6 protein-coding genes are annotated in these 15739 nt (G+C 42.4%); 5 read left to right on the plus strand and 1 reads right to left on the minus strand.

Going from position 1 to position 15739, the window contains the following annotated elements; genetic code table 11:
* The first annotated feature begins 285 nt into the window (after positions 1-285).
* Positions 286-1365, plus strand: a complete 1080-nt coding sequence (locus tag ABDD94_RS04880) for a glycosyl hydrolase (RefSeq protein ID WP_345954915.1) — start codon at positions 286-288, stop codon at positions 1363-1365.
* A gap of 255 nt (positions 1366-1620) precedes the next feature.
* On the plus strand, positions 1621-3309 hold the full coding sequence (locus tag ABDD94_RS04885; protein ID WP_345954916.1) for a hypothetical protein: 1689 nt from the start codon (positions 1621-1623) through the stop codon (positions 3307-3309).
* 140 nt (positions 3310-3449) lie between these two features.
* On the opposite strand, the gene ABDD94_RS04890 is transcribed toward ABDD94_RS04885, so the two are convergent.
* Positions 3450-7631, minus strand: a complete 4182-nt coding sequence (locus ABDD94_RS04890) for a two-component regulator propeller domain-containing protein (protein ID WP_345954917.1) — start codon at positions 7629-7631, stop codon at positions 3450-3452.
* A gap of 354 nt (positions 7632-7985) precedes the next feature.
* Between ABDD94_RS04890 and ABDD94_RS04895 the strand changes: the two genes are divergently transcribed.
* Genes ABDD94_RS04895 through ABDD94_RS04905 form a run of 3 tightly spaced genes read left to right on the plus strand, consistent with a single transcriptional unit; the run spans position 7986 to position 15733 of the window.
* Complete coding sequence (locus tag ABDD94_RS04895; protein WP_345954918.1) at positions 7986-10913, plus strand: SusC/RagA family TonB-linked outer membrane protein; 2928 nt, start codon at positions 7986-7988, stop codon at positions 10911-10913.
* 9 nt (positions 10914-10922) lie between these two features.
* Complete coding sequence (locus ABDD94_RS04900; RefSeq protein WP_345954919.1) at positions 10923-12614, plus strand: RagB/SusD family nutrient uptake outer membrane protein; 1692 nt, start codon at positions 10923-10925, stop codon at positions 12612-12614.
* Between the two features lie 23 nt (positions 12615-12637).
* Positions 12638-15733, plus strand: coding sequence for a TonB-dependent receptor (locus ABDD94_RS04905; protein WP_345954920.1), 3096 nt, complete (start codon positions 12638-12640; stop codon positions 15731-15733).
* The last annotated feature ends 6 nt before the right edge of the window (positions 15734-15739 follow it).

A 15739-nucleotide genomic window follows, 5' to 3' on the forward strand; every position in this document is an offset into this window, starting at 1 on the left:
GTTTCTGTAACTCTTTTTAGCGCTCTTAATAGCTGTTCCCAGACAGAGATTAGTTCTAATGAGCAAACTTTTTGAGCAATACAGCAAATAATCAAAGCTAGTATCATCGTAATTTGCGCTCATACTCAGGATGTGTCGGTTTAGTCTTGTTTGAAGCTTACATATCTTGTATTTAGGGTTTTGTCTGTTTGTGCATTGCAAAGGTTCTTACTATTGAACGTTATTGTGGTGAAGATTTGATGAGCAGCGACTTGGCATTCTAAGTTTAATATAAATTAAATCATAATGAAAAAAACGACGGTAGGTCTTATACTCATTTTAACAGCTTCCACTATTGCCTGCTCGGTTTCAAATCGGCTGCCCTCTGATAACAAAATGAACAAGTATCCAATGTGGACCGTGAATAATTGGAAAGGCGTAACCTGGGGAGGGGCGTGGGATAAATGGCAAAAAGAAGACGGCGGTTATGACGCCGCAGGTGTGAAGAGTGATGTTGATGATATGAAGTATGCCGGCGTGCATTGGGTGCGTATGACTTTTAATCCTAGCGAATCTTACGAAAAAACAATTGACCCTAAGGTTGATGCGGCTTTGAATGCAGGCATCAGCATATTGATGCGCTTTACTAAAGGCACCCCTGCCAAAACTTATGGCACCGAGGAGCAGGAAGTTGCCAATGAAGCGTTTTTAAAGAAAACCGTTTTACGGTATAAAGACCGTATCAAGTACTGGGAAATAAGTAACGAGCCTAACTTGGCCGAATCCTGGGATATTGGAAAGCGGGTAGGTGAGGGGTCGGCCGATCCTAATACGCCTTATAACCAAGGCGTACATAAATATGTGTTGCATTTAAAACGCTGTTATAAAGCTATTAAATCGGTATATCCTGAGGCGGTAGTATTGATGGGTGGCCTATCAGAATGGCATATGGAAACATTTATGGATAGGTTCAATGTTGAACAGGGTTACCTTTATTGCGACGAGGCCAATGTACATCCGTATGGTCCAACGCCGGCTGCGGTAATTGATCGTTTAAATGCCTTTAAACAAAAAATGAGCATATGGCCAGCAGCACATCGCAATAAACCTATTTGGATTACTGAAATAGGTTTTCATACGCAAACTAATTGGCCAAACAACCCAGGCAGGGTAGCCAGCGAGGAAGAAAAAGCAAGTAGCCTGACTAAAGTTATGCAATTGCTCCAATCAAATCTATCGCCACGCAGACCTATATTTTGGTATTGCCTTAACGAAAAAACTAACAATCCGGGCTATGGCTTAACTTTTAAATATTTCGCTGATGGTAAGCTGAAGCAGAAGCGGCTTCCGGCAATCGAGGCTTATAAAGCAATCTCGGATAAATAACGATTGGCATTATTATATGAATTAGCCCGGCGCCTTAGTGCCGGGCTTTTTATTTTAAAAAGGATTAATTTTTAAAATAGTGCTGAAATAGATTATTGTAATGAGAATAGGTTGGTTAGAGCAAGTATTAGGGTCGGTTGAGCAAAGGTTGTTTTTAAGTAATCCTTTTATTTGCTCTGTTTCTTAACCAAATACTTAACCAGACATTATCTGCCCGGTTCTCAGCCCGGCTCTAATGTTAAACCATTTTAAATTATGAAAAAATTACTTCTACTATTGCTGGTGGCGGCTTGCCTTGTTGCATGCAAAAAAAACCTTACGTCATTTGAAACGGAAAATGCTGCCGAAAGCAAACGATTCAAGACGATGGATCTTTCCGGGTCAAGTTTTACAACGAATAATTGGAAGGGTGTTACATGGGGCGGTCCATGGAACAAATGGGGAGCAGACACTACCGGTACTGGATTACCAGACATCGGGCCGTACAATCTGGATGGAATCAATTCTGACGTTGATGACATGCATGATGCCGGTATACACTGGGTGCGTATGAGCTTTAAAGTAGGACAGGATATGGAGCGCGATATCGACCCAAAAGTTAATGCAGCCGTGAGTGCCGGACTCAACATACTAATGCGTTATATGAAAGGCGAACCATTTAGAAGTTACGGCACCGAAGCACAGGAAAGTGCCAATGAGACTTTTTTAAAAAATGTTGTAGCGCGTTACAAAAGCAAGATCAAATACTGGGAAATTCACAACGAACCTAATTTGACTAATCAATGGGATTTAGGAGACCGTGTGGGTGAAAATTCTACCGATCCGAATACACCTTACAATTTAGGTGTGCACAAATATAATTCGCACCTCAAACGCAGTTACAATGCTATTAAAAGCGTAGACCCTTCGGCCACGGTGATAATGGGCGGATTATCTCACTGGACCAACCATTATCTCAACTTTTATGCCCGCATGACGGCTGATAGCGCTTACGCCTATACCGATGGTATTAATATTCACCCTTACTCAACCAATGCAACAGGTGTTATGAATGTAATCCGCGCAACAAAGAATGCAGCCAGCACCTGGGGGGCATCTCACAAATCGGTTTGGGTAACCGAGATTGGCTATCAAACATCCTGGACAACTTTAACCAGTTATGTAAGCAGTGAGGCAACTAAAGCCAGTTACCTTACTGAAACCATGGATTCACTTGCGGCTAATTTATCGCCTATGCGACCTATATTTTGGTACAATATTCATGAGCCATCATCAGCTACCGGTTTTGGCTTAGAGCAAAAAACCTTAAGCAGCGGCACGGTATCTGCTACTAAACTTGCTGCGCATACTAGTTATAAGGCCATGAGTGACGGTGCGACAGCCATTACATTAGTTAGCGAAGATTTTGAATTTGGTAACAGTCCTAACCCTCCAGATTTCTGGCAAATTACCAATGCCAGCAGTACCGCATCTGAAGTGCGTTATACCGGCAGTAATTTGGTGTTGCGCTTATCGGATAATAATTCGGCAGGAACCACAAAAGCACGCAAAACTTTCACTACATCAAGCGGTATAATTACATGCGAGTTTAAGTTTAACGAAGCTGATGTAAATAAATACACCCGTTACCGGCTTATGTATGGAGGTAACGACTTAATTGTTTTAGGCACTGTTTATAATGGTACCACTAACCAACTTAATTACATAAATACATCAGGTGCCAAGACTGGGCTGCAAAATATTAGTGCTAATACTTGGTACACAGTGAAAGTTGTGGCCAGCACCGCAACCGATCAAGCAGACATTTATGTGAACGGCGTATTAAAATCGTCGGGGGTTGCTTTTAACAATGTTACTACCAACATTAACGCTTTCGAAGTGGAGACCGGTAATAGCTACACAGGCGCCGTTGCCATGGTTGATGACATTTACATCAGGAAATAGATAAATAAAACCGGGCAATTATGTTGTTTTCGGAGAGCTGTACGGGTGCCTGTAATTAAAATGTGAAAACGGAAGAACCACCTACTAGCAAATCATTCAAAACGACGTAATTGCCAGGTTTAATTGAATAAACTTATAAATCAAGAAACTTTATTCGACCCCTTACCCTCTAATTGCTGTTGAAATTGAGATGGCGTTACACCAAACTCTTTTTTAAAGATAGTAGTGAAATACGATTGCGATAGTATACCTACCCTGTACATTACCTCGGTAATCAATACATCCTCATGAGTCATGATCTCTGTGGCTTTTTTTAACCGTAACGATCTGATGAATTCGTTGATGGTTTGCCCTGTTATGTCTTTTATTTTTTTGTAAAGTTTGGTTTTGCTGATGCCTATCTCCTGGCATACCCAATCTACGTTCAAATCCGGATCTTCCAGTTTCTCTTCTAGCAAACTCAGCAGGTCATTCATAAATGCCTTGTCTTTAGAGCTGTGTACCAGTTCGCGCACTTCAACCTGGTAATCTTTATAATATCGTTCTTTAATCTTTTGCCGCTGCTCAAACAAATTTTTAATAGTAATAAGTAGCAGGCTGGTGTTAATGGGCTTACTGAAATAGTAATCAGCTCCCGACTCAACACCTTGTAAGCGCGACTCAATAGCATCCTTTGCGGTAAGCATGATAAACGGTATGTGGCTCGTTTCAAAATCAGCTTTAACGGTAGCACAAAATTCAATGCCATCCATCACCGGCATCATTAAATCGCTCATAATCAAAGCAGGCGATTGTTCTTTAGCTTTATCTAGGCCCTCCTGTCCATTTCTAGCTTCAATGATTTGATAAAAAGGCTGTAATAGCTCTTTAATATAAGCACGCAGCTCTGCGTTATCATCTACAATTAATACTAACGGTGAACTTTGGAGTGTTTGATCAGTAGATAATTCTAAAGTATCTGATGCAATTTTGGGCTTATACAAAAGTTCTTTATACTTCATGCTTTCCAACTGTACACCTCCTTCAGCAGGGTGTTCTATCCACATTTCGCTTCGGCTATAGTCGGCTGGGTGGCATGGCAAGGCTACAATAATATTAGTGCCCTGGTGGCGCTCACTGTTAACCAACAAGTATCCTTTGTGTAATAAGGTTAGCGTTTTAACAAAAGCCAACCCCACGCCCGAACCTAAATGGCTATCTGTAATGCGATAATAGCGCTCAAATAGGTAACTGATGGAATCTTTAGAAATGCCGATGCCCGAATCGCTTATGCTGATATACAGATACTTTTTTGCTTTGTAGTCGTTATCAATTTTAAAGGTGTTACTATAAGGTGTTGTAAAGCCTTCTAACGATGCTAAAACTTCGATACTGATATGACCTTGCTCGGGGGTGTATTTAAAGGAGTTGTTGAGTAAGTTGAGTAATATTTTTTCAACCACTTGCCGGTCAAAATAGGCGTTATTAAAATTAGCATGCTTTTTTACAGTGAATTGTATTTGATGCTGCCGGGCTAAATCTTCAAACTCAAGTGCAATCTCATCAATAAAAACCGAAAAATTGCTTTCCATAACCTTCAGCTTTAATGCACCTGATTCTGCCTTTCTAAAATCCATTAATTCGCTGATGAGTTGCATTAAGCGGTTTGCATTGCGATGTATGGTGTGGAATTGACGGGTAAATGCCGAGCCGGTATCTTGTTTTAAAATTTGTTCTAACGGTCCGAGTATCAAAGTAAGCGGCGTCCGAAACTCATGCGATATGTTGGTGAAAAACTGCAATTGCAACTGGTGCATTTCTTCGCGCTTTTGCTCATGTATTACCCTAAGTTCAGATTTTCGCCTGTAATAGAGGTATAAGAAGATAGAACCAGTAATGCTAAGCCCGGCTAGTAATTTAAACCACCAGGTAAGCCAAAAAGGCGGACGAATGATAACGTCAACCGAAGCGGGCTGCGTGTTCCATTTACCATCGGGCGTACTGGCTTTTACATAAAAAGTATATCGTCCCGGATCAAGGTTGGTATAAGTTGCCTTACGTTGCGTACCTACTTTATTCCATCCCTTGTCAAATCCTTTCAAAAAATAAGCGTACTGTGTTTTTGCCGGTGCTACATAATTTAAGGCCGCATATTCAAACGAAAGTACAGATTGATTATAATCAAGCGTTACCTTTTCAGCTTCGGTAATAGACTTATCAATAATTTTATCTGATGTGCCAGCCTTGATGCTTTTGTTAAATATCTGCAAATCGGTGATATATATGGGATAGCGGTAATGGTTGCTGGCTATACTATCGGGGTTAAAAACATTGAACCCTTTAAAGCCGCCAAAAAGCAATTGTCCGTTTCGAGTTTTAAGACAGGCATTTTGACAAAACTCCAGCCCTTGAAGCCCATCTGCATCAGTATAGCGTTTTACATAACCGTTTGCCGAATTAAAGCTGATAAGACCATTGCTGGTACTTACCCACAGGCTGGCGTTTTTGTCTTCAATTATTGCCTGTATTTTTTCGTTTATTAAATATTGGTGGGTGGATGCTAAACCAAACTGTTTTTTTGCCGGATTAAATAAGTAAAGCCCATTACTGCCTACCCACAACCGATGCTTGGTGTCTGTATAAATTGTGCGTATGCTGCCAGTCTGACCTTCTTTTACATTATAAAAATAGTGTGTGAATTGCCGTGTTTGAAAATTAAGGCAGTTCAAACCCCCGTCATCCGTTCCAAACCATAGGTTGTTTTGGTAATCTTGATTGATGCTTACTACATTGTTACCAACAAATTCGGTTTGGCCGTTAAAAGATTTAGTAATGCGGCTAAACTTTTCCGTTTTGGGGTTAAAGATATTTAAGCCGCCATAGAAGGTAGCAACCCATAAATTTCCCTGTTTATCCTCAAAAATACGCCAGACATTATTTGAGCTAATCGAATTTGGATCACCATCGCGATGAACGTAGCGTTTAAAGGTTCCGTTAGCCGGGTTGTACAGGTTAAGGCCTCCACCCCAGGTGCCTACCCATATATGGCCCTGCCGGTCTTGCATAATATGCAAAATTGCGTCAGAGCCTATGGTGTTTTCCTGCTTTGCGTTGTACCGGTATTGTTTGAATTGATCGGTTAGTGGGTTCCATAAATTTATGCCGCCGCCATCGGTGCCTACCCAAATGGTTCCCGACTTGTCTTCAAAGAAAGTTTTGACATCCTTATAGGAAAGCATTCCTGATGCTGAACCCTGTGTATAGGTTTTAAATTTGTAGGTATTTGACCGGTAGATGTTAGCACCACCACGGTGCGTACCTATCCAAATATTGCCTTGTCTGTCTTCAAATAAAGCCGAGGCAGTTTTCTGAGAAAGGCTATAAGGCTTGTTAGCGTTATTTTCATACCTGCTAAAAGTTTTCGAAGCCGCATTCCATAAGTTAACACCACCATTTTCGGTAGCTATCCAAACCTGGCCTTTACTGTCGCACAAAATACTTTTAACTACATTATTTGACAAGCTGGCCGTGTTGTATTGCTGGTTAATATAATTGTGAATTTGATTGGTTTGGCGGTCATAAACAAATACACCATTACCGGTGGTGCCTATCCACAATTTATTTTGTTTGTCAACTTCAATAGTTTTAATGCGTAAGGTGGCTACCTCATTTAACCTCCCGGTTGGCTTTAGGAATTTTTTTGATTTTATGTCGAAGGATAATACACCATTGCCATCGGTCCCGATAAGCAACCGGCCAAAAGTATCCGGATATATACAGGTTACGGTAGGAGAGGATTTACCACTTGTTCGAGGCAACACATAGTATCGGAACGTGCCGTTTTTCCAATCAAACCGCTGAAGCCCCGCCGCAGTACCTAGCCACAAATAACCCAATTTATCTTCGCTAATACAATTAATGATATTACTAGTCAGATGTCCTTTAGTTGTGTGACGCGTGTAGCGGATGAATGAATTAGAGTTTCGATAATATTGATTTAAGCCGTGCTCGGTAGCCACCCAAAGGCGTTGCTTACTGTCTTCAAAAATTTGAGTGATATTACTATTGCTAAGGGTATGTTCGCTGGTGCCGTTACTTTTAAAAGAGGTAATGCGGTAGCCATCGTAAAGGTTCAGGCCATCTTCGGTACCCAGCCATATGTATCCCTTGCTATCTTGAAAAATACTGGTTACCGTACTGTTCGAAAGGCCCTGCTCACGTGTCAGATAGTCAAATTTTATTTCAGGCAATTGAGCAACCACGCTTTTACTAGTGAGCATTACACAAAGCATAAGCAACAAGCCCATAATGCCTGCATTTTTAATGTACGCGTTCAAAAACATAAGAAGCAAGAAATTGGCAAATTGGCCAATAGCAGGTTTATAATTTGTAATAATGCAAATTACACAAAAAATTACGAATGTGTAATTGAGGCGTGTTACGTATCACTCAAATAGTGCCTTTATCGTATCAAAATGCCTTTTTCTGGTCATCAGGAATATCTTTTAGGTCAAATCAGCAAATAAAAGGCTCAACAGAGCAAGCTGGTTAATTTCGCAATAAGGTAATTTGCGACATAAACCAATTAAAAACGCGAACCTGCTAAAAGGTGCAGTATCTTACTTACCTATTTTGCATGCGTATGCCTTACCCGATGAGGGCTATAAGCATGTTGCAGGCTCACTAAAAATAATTATATGAGAAAAACTTTACCAGCGTTTTTTCCATCAGTTTTTACGGCTTTTTCGGTAGCCCTTTTTTTAACAGGTATTGGCGCATCAACGGCCTATGGCGCAGGCCGCTTTGCAGAGCACAATAAACTAGTTAAGGACGGCGGGGATACAAAAAAGGTGAAAAAGCGAAAAATGGTTAAACCGATAGCCGACACACCTTTAGTACTAACGCCTGCCTTAACAGATACAAGTGCCTACTATTCTGCGCTGTTTCGCAGGCAGTTGAAACGCACCAGTATTGAGTCGGTAGGCGAGGTTTATAATGCCGACATCCGTAAAACCATTGCCGCCAATTTTGGCACCATGATAACCGGCAGGCTTGCGGGCCTCTACACACAGCAAACATCCGGAGCACCTGGTGGGGATGATGTATCGCTGCAGCTACGCGGCCGTAATCCGGTTGTACTAATTGACGGTACACCTCAAAGCTTTTCATCAATTAATGCTGAGCAAATTGAGTCGATTACCGTTTTAAAAGATGCGCTTTCTACCGCAATGTACGGCTTGCGGTCCGCAAACGGACTTATCTTGATCACTACAAAAAAAGGCGATTCCCGCAGTAACACATTCTCATTTAATGCCCTGCAGGGTGTAACCCAACCGGTAAGCAAGCCTAAATTTTTAGACGCTTATAATTATGCCACACTTTATAACGAGGCTTTGACCAATGATGGCTATGCTGCTGCATATTCCCCTGCCGATTTGGAAGCCTTCAGAACCGGGAGCGACCCCTTGGGTCACCCTAACGTAAACTGGCAAAATGAGGTTTTGCGCAACCGGGCAGCTTTTAGCAGCTATGATTTATCTGCTTCAGGAGGTAATAAAAGTGTACGCTATTTTGCCGATTTAAACTACTGGAAACAGCAAGGCTTTTTTAAAACGGATGCTGATCGGAGCTACAACACCAACGCAGATTATACACGATACATTTTACGCACTAATGTTGAATTTGATATCAACAAATACTTATTAGCCAGTGTAAATCTATTTGGCCGGATACAGGATTTTAATGAACCCGGCGCTACTACCGAAACCATTTTAACCAACCTGCGCAACACGCCAAACAGCGCTTATCCGGTTTTTAATGCCAACGGCTCTCTTGCTGGCAATCTGAATTTTCAAAACAATATTTACGGACAGGTTTTTCAGTCGGGTTACCGCCCCTCAAACAGCCGCGATTTTAAGTTTGATGTAGCGCTGAAGGGCAATCTCGACCCTTTAATTAAAGGTATGTGGGCAAAAGCACTGGTTGCCATGCGCTCATACAGTTTGGAAGATGTGAACCGCAGCCGCGCGCTTGTAGTTTATGAGCCGTTGGCTGGCGCTAATGGCACTACCACCTATCGGCAGTACGGTAACATTGCCGACCAGGTAAATACGGCCACCATTAACACCCAAAACAGATTAAATTATACCGAACTATCCTTAGGGTATGATAAACATACCGGTGTACACCAGTTTAACGGTTTACTGCTGGCCAATAACGATGTTCGGTCCATTAATAGTGATGTTTCCATACGATATGTAGGTCTGTCAGGTAATTTGTCTTACAGTTATAATGATAAATATCTGGTTCAGGTATCTGCCGGCTACAATGGCTCTAATCATTTTGCTCAGGGCAATCGTTATGGTTTTTTTCCGGCTGTAGGTTTAGGTTGGGTTATTAATAAGGAACACTTTTTAAGTGATACCCGCTGGTTAAATAACCTGAAGCTGCGGGCAACGTATGGCAAAACGGGTTATGATGCTTCCGGCTATTATGAGTACGAGCAGTATTATACATCAGGCAGCAATTACAATTTGGGCACAACACCCACAACTGCTACCGGTTTAACGCTGGCTAACCTGGCCAACCCCAATCAAACCTGGGAAAAAGCCAATAAATTGAACATTGGCATAGACGCAGCCATACTCAATAATGCAGTTACGTTTAGTGCCGAATATTTTAACAACAAATATTACGATTTATTAATAACCCGGGGCGGCAGCAGTAATTTGTTCGGTATAACCTATCCGGATGAAAACCTGGGTCAAAACCGTTACAGCGGCTTTGAGTTTCAGGCAGCCTATCAAAAGCAAAGCAAGTATTTCGGATTTTATGTATCACCCAATTTGACCATACAGCGCTCAAAAGTACTTTTCCAGGATGAGGTGACCTATCCTTACAGTTATATGCAGCGTACCGGTCAAACTGTTGGGCAAATTTATGGCTACCTGGCCGATGGATTGTTTCAAACACAAGCCGAAGCCAATGCAGCCGCTAAACCTTTTTCAACTGCCCGTGCAGGCGACATTAAGTACCGCGACATCAATAGCGACGGCGTTATCAACTCGTACGACCAGACGGTAATAGGCAACAAAGGTCCGCTTATTTATTACGGACTGAACCTTGGTGTAAATTGGAAAGGTGTTGATATATCGGCCTTGCTTCAGGGCGTAAGCAACAGAAGTTTGATTGTGGGTAATACCGGGGTTGCCGGTTTGCCGCAAGGGTTGCCAACCAGCAGCTATTTAATACCAGCTAACCAGGTTTGGGAGTTTCAGACCAACGGACGAGGACAGGCGTACGAAAGCAATTTAAATCGTTGGACCCCGGCTACCGCCGCTACAGCTACATATCCCAGAGCATCGGTAGGCACTAATTTAAATAACAGTCAGTTATCATCGTTTTGGGTACGCTCCGGTAATTATATGCGCTTAAAAAGTGTTGAACTGGGTTATACCCTGCCTTTACAGCTTACTGGTAAAATAGGGTTAAAACAAGCCCGCATTTATATCAACGGCTACAATTTATTTACGGCCACCAAACTTAAGGACGTTGATCCGGAGGGTTTCTCGGGCCTGTATCCGGTGCAGAAAATGTTTAACGCTGGTATAAACGTAAAATTTTAAAGCATTCACATGAAAAAATTATATATAGCTATAGCTTTTTTAATGAGCTTAACGGCTTGCAAGAAAGCGCTTGACGAGCAGCCGCTTGAAAAGATTACAGAAGACTATGTATTCGATGCCCGCGATTCTGTAGGCACACAAGCCTTACAGGTGCTAAATGATATCTATAGTAATTTGCCCAATGGATTTAACCGCATTGACGGTAACTTTTTAGATGCGGCTACCGATGATGCAGTATCATCAAGGGTTAATGCTGCAATTGTTAACCTGGCACAAAGCCGAATATCACCAACAATAAACCCTGATGATGCCTGGGCAAAGTATTACACGGGCATACGCAAGGTAAATCAATACATTAGCAAAGTAACCGTTATCCCCAATACCAACGTTAAGTTTTGGGTAGCCGAAGCCAAAGCATTACGCGCTATATTCTATTTTGAATTACTAAAACGTTATGGGGGAATACCATTACTGGGCGATAGAGTTTATACACTGGCTGACAACATACAGGTAAAACGTAACACGTTTGCAGAGTGTGTAAATTATTTAGTAGCCGAATGTGATGCACTGTCACCACAACTCAGAACCGAAGCGCAAATTAACGCCAACCCGTCTGACTTTGGACGTATTTCAAAAGGAGCAGTGCTGTCATTAAAATCAAGGGTGTTACTTTACGCCGCAAGCCCGCTGTTTAATGGCGGCGTTGCAGCAGGCGGAAATGCCGAACAGCGTTTGGTAGCTGGTTACCCTACCTATGATGTTACCCGTTGGACTGCCGCCGCCAACGCGGCCCGCGAGGTGATCAATTTGGGTAGCTACAGTTTGGATGCCTCATTCACTAACGTGTTTACCGCACGTAAAAGCAACGAAACTATTTTATCTTACCTCAGGGCAGTTACCAACGACCTGGAAGTGAACAATGGACCGGTAGGTTACGGCGTAGGTAGCACCGGGCAAGGCATTACCAGCCCCTCACAGGATTTGGTTGACTCATATCCTATGCTGAACGGGCAGCCCATCAACGAATCTGCTACCTACAACCCAGCTAACCCTTATGCCGGCCGCGATCCGCGTTTAGCTAATACCGTATTAACTAATGGTACTCGGTGGCTTAACCGCAATGTAGAAACGTTTGAAGGAGGCTTGGATAAACCTAATCGTGGTAACCAGGTACAAACACGTACGGGCTATTATCTACGTAAATTTTTAGGCAATTTTACCAGTGCCACTCAATATTCTACCCAAAACCATAACTACCCTATATTCAGGTATACCGAAATACTACTCAACTTTGCCGAAGCTTTGAATGAAAGTGCTGGTCCTACAACTGAGGTTTATAAGGCCTTAACCGATATACGCAAAAGAGCCGGTATTACTGCAGGCGCGGGCAACCTATATGGACTAAAAGCAAATATGACGCAAAACGAAATGCGCAATGCGATTAAGCTAGAACGCAGGATTGAATTGGCGTTTGAGGAACACCGCTACTGGGACTTACGCCGCTGGAAAGATGCTGAAACGGTATTAAACCGCAACGTGAATGGAGTTTCTATCACATTAAATTCCTCCACAAGTGTACTTTCTTACCAAAGTATTGTTGCCGACAAAACCATATTCTCCGCTCCTAAAATGTATTTGTATCCTATCCCTTTCGCCGAAACTGCGAAGAATAACTTGCTAGTACAAAATATTGGATGGTAGTGCTTAAAACCAATTGTAAATTTATGAGAAGACTATATACATTATTGATTTTAATCATCTGCTCGGTGCAGGTATGGGCCCAGCAGCAGGTGAGCGGAACGGTAAGCGATGCAAAAGGTGCCTTACCCGGCGTAACCATATTTGAAAAAGGTATGCCGCAAAATGGTGCCATGGCTGATAACGATGGACGTTTTAAAATAACCTTGAAAGGTACAAGCGGTACGTTGGTTTTTAGCTTTGTAGGTTATTTAACTAAAGAGGTTAGAGTTACCGGCAGTAACCTTAACGTAACCTTAGCAGCCGATGCCAAGGGGCTTGAAGAAGTAGTAATTGTGGGCTATGGCACCCAAAAAAAGATAACCAACACAGGCGCGGTAAGTGCTATATCAGGTAAAGATATCAGGCAAACGCCTTCGGCCAGTTTGCAAAATACGCTGATGGGGCGGGTGCCGGGTATAACCACGCAACAACAATCGGGCAGGCCCGGTGCCGATGGCGCCAGCATTCGCATACGTGGTATCAGCACTTATGGCGAGGGCGGCGGTAACCCGCTTATCATTGTTGATGATGTAGAATATCCTGGCCCGATAAGCGAGATTGACGCCGACCAGGTAGAAACCATATCAGTTTTAAAAGATGCGGCCACTACCTCCGTTTATGGGGTTAAAGGTGCAAACGGCGTTATCCTGATTACTACGCGCCGTGGTAAAGCTGGCGGTGCTAAAATGACGTTACGGAGCGAACTGGGCTTTCAGGTGCCAACAAAGTTACCCCAGTATTTGGACTCTTATGAAAGCGCCCGTTTAACCAACGTCGCTTTAGTAGGTGACGGTGGTACCCCGCGTTTTACCAATGCCGATTTAGAAGCTTTTAGAACAGGAAGCGACCCCTACGGCCATCCCAATATTGACTGGCTTAAAGAATTGCTCAGACCCAACACCATTCAAAGCCGCACTAACCTCAACATACAAGGTGGTACTGAAAAAATGAAGTACTTTATTGCAGGTGCTTATTTGTATCAGAATGGTGTAGTAAAGGATTTCGGGTCGCCAGATGATATCCAGAATAACTATTACTACAAGCGTTACAATTTTAGGTCCAACCTCGATGTGCAGCTTACCAAAACATTATTACTCAACTTTGACTTATCCGGCAATTTTGGAGAGCAGAATGTGCCACACAGCTTGGGTAAAAATGGTGCCTTTACCAATAATATATTTTTAGAGATAAAAGATTATACGTCATTGCCGCCATTTGCTTATCAAATCTATAATCCTGATAGAAGCTATAGTTATAATCCGGCTTATCCTACCAATATCGTTGGCCGTTTGGCAACCGGCGGTTACGAGCGCGATTACAATACCGATATTTTATCGAACATAAAGCTTACACAAAAATTGGATTTCATCACCAAGGGATTATCGGTCAGAGCGCTTATTGCCTATAATTCGAGATACGGTTATGCTCGTGATTTAACCCGCACCTACTTTCCTTCTTATATCTACAATCCGGCAACCGGTAAATATACACCCTATAATAACGGGTCGGCTTATGTAACCCGGCTCGAAAATTTAAGTTTGGCTTACAGTGCCAATGCCAATGCTTATAAGCGGCTAAATACACAGTTTTCATTAAACTATGATAATAAGTTTGGCGATCACCGTATTTATGGTTTAGCATTATTTAACCAATACAGTAACGTACCAACTAGGGCAACATCCACAGCCACCTATGTAGATGTGCCTATTAACTTTAGAGGCGCAACCGGCCGTATTGGTTATGATTACAAACAACGGTATCTATTAGAATTTAACGGCGCCTATAATGGTTCCAGCCAGTTTCCTTCAAATAGCCGATTCGGATTTTTCCCGTCTGTTTCGGCCGGTTGGAACATTGCCGAAGAAAGCTTCATGAAAAACAGTAAGGCGTTGGATTTTATTGGTTTGCTCAAGTTAAGAGGATCTTATGGTTTGGTAGGTAGCGATGCTTTTACAGTTAGTGGTGATTACGCCTATCTGCAAACGTACCCACGCAGCGGCAGCGCCAATATTGGCGAAACACCTAACGCCATTACACCAATTGTAGAAGGTCCGGCCGGGTCTGACATTACCTGGGAAAAAGAGCGTCAGCTAAACATTGGTATAGATATGACCTTATTTGATAACAAACTTAACATTACGGCTGATGTGTTTAACCGTAACCGATATGATATTTTAACCACCCGGCGCGATATTCCGGCTTTATTTGGTAACACAACCAACGCTGTTAACATAGGCCGGGTACGTAACAGGGGTTTTGAGGTGGATGCCCGTTATAACGGAAAAGCCGGTAAAGTAAACTACTTTGTGAGTGCTAATATATCAGTGGCCAAAAACAAAATCTTATACCAGTCTGAACCTAACCCGGCATATCCGTGGTTATCGTTAACCGGCTATCCGGTGGGTAGTATTTTGGGTTATAACTGGATAGGGTATTATCAAAGTGCCGACGAAATAGCCAATCCTAGTGTGCCTAAGCCGGTAAGTTCGGTAGTAGTTAAGCCAGGCGATTTAAAATACGCTGACTTAAACGGAGATGGTATTATTGATGTAAACGATCGTACAGTACTGCAATATCCAAACCTGCCCAATACTATTTTAGGTATGACTTTCGGATTTACTTACCGTAATTTCAGCTTTTCCAGCACGCTGCAAAGCGGTCTGAATTATAGCCTGCAGGGCGGATCGGCCGAGGTAAACCCGTTCCAGAATAATTTCCGGAAACTGCACTTAGATTACTGGACGCCTGAAAATACGAATCCCAGTTATCCACGTTTAACCGCCGTTTCTAACAGTTTGAATAATGCGCTTAGCTACGTGTCCGATTATTGGTACCGCCGCAGCGATTACCTGCGCCTTAAAACAGCCGAAATTTCTTACAGTTTACCCACTGCATTAATTAAGAAGCTGCATGTACTGGAAGGCGCCCGTATTTACGCCAACGGTTATAATCTATTCACCGTAGCGCTAAAGGGCAAGAGCAAGTTTGATATAGACCCCGAATCGGTTTCGGGTACAGGCAACGAGGGTACATATCCTCAGCAAAAAATTTATAATCTGGGTATTCAGTTATCATTTTAAAAGTGA

The sequence above is a fragment of the Mucilaginibacter sp. PAMB04168 genome (assembly GCF_039634365.2).
In the GTDB taxonomy this organism is placed as follows: Bacteria; Bacteroidota; Bacteroidia; order Sphingobacteriales; family Sphingobacteriaceae; genus Mucilaginibacter.

What these genes read in the sequence shown, in the direction of transcription:
- ABDD94_RS04895 (WP_345954918.1), top strand. Translation starts at nt 7,986, where the DNA reads ATGAGAAAAACTTTACCAGCGTTTTTTCCATCAGTTTTTACGGCTTTT.
- ABDD94_RS04880 (WP_345954915.1), top strand. Translation starts at nt 286, where the DNA reads ATGAAAAAAACGACGGTAGGTCTTATACTCATTTTAACAGCTTCCACT.
- ABDD94_RS04890 (WP_345954917.1), bottom strand. Translation starts at nt 7,631, where the DNA reads ATGTTTTTGAACGCGTACATTAAAAATGCAGGCATTATGGGCTTGTTG.
- ABDD94_RS04905 (WP_345954920.1), top strand. Translation starts at nt 12,638, where the DNA reads ATGAGAAGACTATATACATTATTGATTTTAATCATCTGCTCGGTGCAG.
- ABDD94_RS04885 (WP_345954916.1), top strand. Translation starts at nt 1,621, where the DNA reads ATGAAAAAATTACTTCTACTATTGCTGGTGGCGGCTTGCCTTGTTGCA.
- ABDD94_RS04900 (WP_345954919.1), top strand. Translation starts at nt 10,923, where the DNA reads ATGAAAAAATTATATATAGCTATAGCTTTTTTAATGAGCTTAACGGCT.